Source organism: Nocardiopsis trehalosi NBRC 14201, from assembly GCF_001552555.1.
In the GTDB taxonomy this organism is placed as follows: Bacteria; Actinomycetota; Actinomycetes; order Streptosporangiales; family Streptosporangiaceae; genus Nocardiopsis_B; species Nocardiopsis_B trehalosi.
This window is the reverse complement of sequence record NZ_BCRK01000270.1, coordinates 1-5,700: the sequence shown is the minus strand read 5'-3', so window position 1 is coordinate 5,700 and position 5,700 is coordinate 1. Positions and strand designations below refer to the sequence as shown.

At 70.6% G+C, this 5,700-nt stretch carries 5 protein-coding genes and 1 tRNA gene; 5 read left to right on the top strand and 1 reads right to left on the bottom strand.

The window, feature by feature from the left end; all coding sequences use genetic code 11:
- Window positions 1-65 precede the first annotated feature (65 nt).
- Window positions 66-148, bottom strand: a tRNA-Leu gene (locus tag NT8_RS26880).
- Between the two features lie 134 nt (window positions 149-282).
- Here NT8_RS26880 and NT8_RS26875 point away from each other — a divergent pair.
- The 5 genes from NT8_RS26875 to NT8_RS26855 all read left to right on the top strand — a co-directional run bounded on the left by NT8_RS26875 (window position 283) and on the right by NT8_RS26855 (window position 5,299).
- The gene (locus NT8_RS26875; protein WP_067975564.1) at window positions 283-849 is read left to right on the top strand and encodes an ANTAR domain-containing response regulator; all 567 of its coding nucleotides are present in this window, start codon (window positions 283-285) and stop codon (window positions 847-849) included.
- Window positions 850-1,133: 284 nt separating this feature from the next.
- The gene (locus NT8_RS26870; RefSeq protein ID WP_245646352.1) at window positions 1,134-2,588 is read left to right on the top strand and encodes a branched-chain amino acid ABC transporter permease; all 1,455 of its coding nucleotides are present in this window, start codon (window positions 1,134-1,136) and stop codon (window positions 2,586-2,588) included.
- Window positions 2,589-2,599: 11 nt separating this feature from the next.
- Window positions 2,600-3,586, top strand: coding sequence for a branched-chain amino acid ABC transporter permease (locus NT8_RS26865; RefSeq protein WP_067975557.1), 987 nt, complete (start codon window positions 2,600-2,602; stop codon window positions 3,584-3,586).
- Window positions 3,576-4,475 (top strand): ABC transporter ATP-binding protein, encoded by a 900-nt coding sequence (locus NT8_RS26860; RefSeq protein ID WP_174549639.1) that lies wholly within the window; start codon window positions 3,576-3,578, stop codon window positions 4,473-4,475. The genes NT8_RS26865 and NT8_RS26860 overlap by 11 nt, the downstream gene beginning before the upstream one ends.
- The gene (locus NT8_RS26855; protein WP_067975554.1) at window positions 4,472-5,299 is read left to right on the top strand and encodes an ABC transporter ATP-binding protein; all 828 of its coding nucleotides are present in this window, start codon (window positions 4,472-4,474) and stop codon (window positions 5,297-5,299) included. The genes NT8_RS26860 and NT8_RS26855 overlap by 4 nt, the downstream gene beginning before the upstream one ends.
- The last annotated feature ends 401 nt before the right edge of the window (window positions 5,300-5,700 follow it).

Below are 5,700 nucleotides of genomic sequence, written 5' to 3'. Positions count from 1 at the left end.
TAGGTGGGACGGCTCGGGAGAGCCGTCCCACCTGGGCCGCCGGTGCGGGGTCAGCGCGGGGCGAGTGCCGGAAGTGGGATTCGAACCCACACGCCCTTTCGGACCATGGTGTTTGAGACCATTATGTCTACCATTCCATCATTCCGGCGGGTTTGTCCGATTTTTCACTCTCCGTGATCCACCCGGACCGGTGTATCGACTTGGCCCCGTTGTGCCACGCCGACGTCCCAGATCGTACACGTTCTCGGTACCCTCGTTCACGTGACGACGACGCAGAGCCGCGTGGTGATCGCGGAAGACGAGGCGCTGATCCGGCTGGACCTCAAGGAGATGCTCGAAGAGGACGGTTATGCCGTCGTGGGCGAGGCCGGTGACGGCGAGACCGCGGTGCGGCTCGCGCTGGAGCACCGGCCCGACCTCGTGATCCTCGACATCAAGATGCCGATCCTCGACGGCCTGTCCGCCGCCGAGCGCATCGCGGCGGAGCGCGTCGCCCCGGTGGTCATCCTGACCGCGTTCTCCCAGCGCGAACTGGTCGAGCGGGCGCGCGACGCGGGGGCCATGGCCTACCTCGTGAAGCCGTTCAACAAGGCCGACCTGGTACCCGCCATCGAGATGGCGGTGAGCCGCTACGCCGAACTCGCCGCGCTGGAGGCGGAGGTCAGCGGGCTCCAGGAGCGGTTGGAGACCCGCAAGCTGGTCGAGCGCGCCAAGGGGCTGCTGCAGAGCCGGCACGGGCTGAGCGAGCCCGAGGCGTTCCGCTGGATCCAGAAGAACTCCATGGACCGCCGGCTGACCATGCGCAAGGTCGCCGAGACCGTCGTCGAGACCCTGAGCGAACCGCAGTAGCGCGGCGCCCGCCCCGCTTCGCCGTCCACCGCGCCGCCGCGCGCACGGAGAGCCCCGTCACCCGCCGTGACGGGGCTCCTCCCATGTGCGGGGGGTGCCGGTCAACCGTCGGCCGGTCCCGGTTGCATCACGGATGCGCACGGAGCGATGACGTTTGCATCACGTGGCTTTAGAGCTGCTGAATGACCAGGGTAAATCGGGCTAAACTCGCGCCCACTGATCGGAAACACAAGGATTCGGGCATTCTTCCCGGACCACCACACTGAGATGCGCAAGGAGCGCGCGTGCGCACACGCCTCGTGACTGTGCTGCTCGCCGTGATCGCCGCCATCATGGCGATCCCGGCCGCGGCAGCCGCAGACGCCCCAGGCGGTGAGTCGCTGTTCGGCCAGATCCGCGTCCCCGGCGGTGAGAGAGACGAAGGTGTCGAGGGCATCGACATCTCCGTCTCCCAGGGGGACGAGGAGATCGGCACGGCGACCACCGACTCCCGCGGCGAATGGGAAGTGGAAGTACCCGACGCGGGCGACTACCGCGTCGTCCTGGACACCGCGACGATCCCGGAGGAGTACGAGCTGCTGGAGCGCCCCGCGGGCGCCGAGCGCGACGTCACCGTCCGGGACGGGCAGCCGTTCGCCGTCGTCTACCGGCTGGCGCCGCCCGGTGAGGGCGCCGTCGAGGAGTCGCCGAGCGCGTCGGCCTCCGAGGACGAGGACGACGACGCCGGAGGCTCCGGCGGCGAGGGCGAGGAGGCCGGAGAGGAAGGGGTGATCGACGCCCCGGCGGTGAGCTCGGGCGCGTCCTTCGGCGAGCGGGCGGTGCAGCTCGCGGTGGCCGGCGTCATCTTCGGCCTGATCATCGCGATCTCCTCGGTCGGCCTGTCGCTGATCTTCGGCACCACCAAGATGATCAATTTCGCGCACGGCGACATGGTCACCTTCGGCGCGGTCGTGGCGATGATGTTCAGCACCATGACGGTGTTCTCGTCGCTGCACGAGGTGGTCGAGAACGTGCCGGTCCTGAACCTGGTCGCGAACCCGCTGATCCTGGCGACCGCGGTGGCCGTCATCGGCGGCGGCCTGCTGGGCCTGCTGCTGGAGCGGTTCCTGTGGCGGCCGCTGCGGCGCCGGCACGTGGCGCTGATCCAGATGTTCATCGTGACCATCGGGGTGTCGCTGATCCTGCGGCACGCGCTGCTGATCGTGTTCGGCGCGAGCCGCAGCAAGTACGAGCAGTTCCGCATCCAGGAGCCGATCGACCTGGGGCCGTTCTCGATCACCCCGCGCGACCTGGGCATCCTGGTGATCGCGGTGGTCGTGCTGGTGGCGGTGGCGAGCATGCTGCAGTTCACCCGGATCGGCAAGGCGATGCGCGCGGTCGCGGACAACCGGGACCTGGCGGAGTCGTCGGGGATCGACGTGAACCGGGTGACCCTCTACGTGTGGGGGATGGGCGGCGCGCTGTCGGCGCTGGGCGGCGTGCTGCTCGGCTTGAACCAGACGGTGTACTGGCAGATGGGCTTCCACCTGCTGCTGCTGATGTTCGCCGGGGTGATCCTGGGCGGTCTGGGCACGGCCTACGGCGCCATGGTGGGCGGTCTGGCGATCGGTCTGATCGCCCAGCTGTCGACGCTCTGGTTCTCGCCGCAGCTCATGAACGCGTGGGCGCTGGCGATCATGATCGTCGTGTTGCTGGTGCGGCCGCAGGGCATCCTGGGCCGCCGTGAGCGGGTCGGCTAGGGAGACGGACGATGGACTTCATGAACATCCTCGCCATCTCCCTGGAGACGGCGATCGGGCCGATCACGGCCATCTACGTGCTCGCGGCGATCGGGCTGAACCTGCACTTCGGGTACACGGGCCTGCTGAACTTCGGCCAGGTCGGCTTCATGCTGGTCGGCGCCTACGGTGTGGCGGTCTGCGTGACGACCTTCGGGCTGCCGCTGTGGGTGGGCTTCCTGGTCAGCGTGGCGTGCGCGACGGTGCTGGCGCTGCTGCTGGGCGTGCCGACGCTGCGGTTGCGCGCGGACTACCTGGCGATCGCGACGATCGCGGTGGCCGAGGTGCTGCGGCTGCTGTACCGGGCGGAGTTCGCCCGCCCGGTGACGGGCGGCGTGTACGGCCGGCAGAGCTTCGCTGACAGGTTCTACGACGTGAACCCGATCCCGTCGGGCTCCTACGGCGTCGGCGACGTCGACTTCTCGGCGAACCAGCTGTGGGTGATGCTGGTGACGTGGGGCCTGGCCGCCGTGGCGCTGCTGATCACGCTGGCGCTGATGAGCAGCCCGTGGGGCCGGGTCATCAAGGGCATCCGCGAGGACGAGGACGCGGTGCGCAGCCTCGGCAAGAACGTGTTCGTCTACAAGTTGCAGAGCCTGGTGCTGGGCGGGGTGTTCGGTGGCCTGGCGGGCGCGATGATCGCGCTGAACCAGCAGAACATCACGCCGGACCAGTTCATGCCGCAGGTGACGTTCTACCTGTGGGCGATGCTGCTGCTGGGCGGCGCGGCCACGACGTGGGGCCCGGTGATCGGCCCGATGGTGATGTGGTTCCTGCTGACGGCGTTCGACGAGTCGCTGCGGGCGCTGTCGTCGGCGGGCGTGCTGGAGTTCATCGGCAATTCCGAGATCGGCGCGCTGCGGCACGCGTTCGTGGGCGTGGCGCTGCTGCTGCTCATCGTGTACCGGCCGCAGGGGCTCATCGGCAACCGCAAGGAGATGCTGGTCAATGTCAAGTGACGCGAGCGGCGCCGCTCCGGGCGCCCCGGAGGGGGGCGCGGCGGTGGACCGGATGGCGGGCGTCGAGGCCGTCCCGGGTGTCGCCAAGCCCGACCCGATCCTGACGGCCGACGGTGTCCGGCGCTCCTTCGGCGGGTTGACCGCGGTGGACGTGGACCACCTGGAGGTGCAGCGGGGGACGATCACCGCGCTGATCGGTCCGAACGGCGCGGGCAAGTCGACCCTGTTCAACCTGCTCACCGGCTTCGACCGGGTGGACGCGGGCACGTGGTCGTTCCAGGGCCGCCCGCTGAACCGCCTGGGCGGGCACCGGGTGGCCCGGCTGGGCATGGTGCGGACGTTCCAGCTCACCAAGGCGCTGACCCGGATGACGGTGCTGGACAACATGCTGCTGGCGGCGCCGGGGCAGTCCGGCGAGCGGCTGCTGGGCGCGTTCGCGCGCCCGGTGTGGGGCCGGCAGGAGCGGGTGAACCGGGAGCGGGCGCTGGACCTGCTCCAGCGGTTCAAGCTGGACGCCAAGAAGGACGACATGGCGGGCAGCCTCTCCGGCGGGCAGCGCAAGCTGCTGGAGATGGCGCGTTCGCTGATGGTCGATCCGTCGATGGTGATGCTGGACGAGCCCATGGCGGGGGTGAACCCGGCGCTGGTGCAGTCGCTGCTGGGGCACATCACCGCGCTGCGCGACGAGGGCATGACGGTCCTGTTCGTGGAGCACGACATGGACGTGATCATGGGCATCAGCGACTGGATCGTGGTGCTGGCCGAGGGCAGGGTGATCGCCGAGGGGCGGCCCGCGGACATCCGGCGCAACACGCAGGTCATCGACGCCTACCTGGGGGCGCACCGGGGCGAGCCCGCGGGTGCGGCCGGGACGGAGGAGAGCGGATGAGCGACGGTCCGGAGTCCAAGGAGGAGGCGAGCGCGCTCCAGGAGGCGCGCGAGGAGGTCCTGGAGCACGCCGGCGCGCAGTCCGTGGGCGACCGCTCGCAGTACCTGCTGATCGCCGAGGAGGTGAAGGCGGGCTACATCCCGGAGGTGAACATCCTCAACGGGTGCACGCTGACGCTGCGCGAGGGCGAGGTCGTCGGGATCATCGGCCCGAACGGGGCCGGGAAGTCGACGCTCGTGAAGACGATCTTCGGGCTGCTCACCGTGCGCGAGGGGACGATCGAGCTGCGGGGCGAGAGCATCGCCAACTGCAGCGCGCACGAGCTGGTGTCGAGCGGGGTCGGCTACGTCCCGCAGACGCAGAACGTGTTCCCGACGCTGACGGTGGAGGAGAACCTGGAGATGGGCGTGTTCCTGCGCCCGAAGACGTTCCGGGAGCGCTTCGCCGAGGTGGCGGCGCTGTTCCCGCTGCTGGAGCAGCGGCGGCGGCAGAAGGCGGGGGCGCTGTCGGGCGGTGAGCGGCAGATGGTCGCCATGGGCCGGGCGCTGATGATGAAGCCGTCCGTGCTGCTGCTGGACGAGCCGACGGCGGGGCTGTCGCCGATCTTCCAGGACGAGGTGTTCGAGCGGGTCAAGCAGATCAACTCGACCGGTGTGTCGGTGATCATGGTGGAGCAGAACGCCCGCCGGTGCCTGGAGATCTGCGACCGGGGCTACGTGCTCGACCAGGGCCGCAACGCCTACACCGGGAGTGGGGCGGAGCTGCTGCACGACCCGAACGTCATCGAGCTGTACCTGGGGACGCTGGCGGCGGCGGCCGACTAGCCGCGGCCCGCGCGTCGGGGAGTTCGGAGGGGCGGTGCCCGGCGGGCGCCGCCCCTCCGGCGTGTCCGGGGGGCGGGGCGGAGCGGGGGACCCGTGGTGCGGCCGGAGGCGGGGGGTCTTTCCCGGGGCCGGCGCGGGGGACCGGGCACGTCCGGAGGCGGGGTTTCTCCCGGGGCCGGTCGGCGGGGGCGTGCCGGGCGTTCTGCTGCCGGGATGGGGGAGGGGCGGTGCCGTTGCGGGCGGCGCTCCGCTGCCGGGCCGTGCGGCCGTGCGGGTGGCGTCGGCCGCACGGCCCTCCCGGGGGCCGGTCGGCGGGGGCGCCCGCTCCGGGGCTCTGCCGCCCGCTGGGCGGCATCGGGGTGCCACCGGGCGGCACCGGCGGCGGTGAGGCGGCGCCGGGA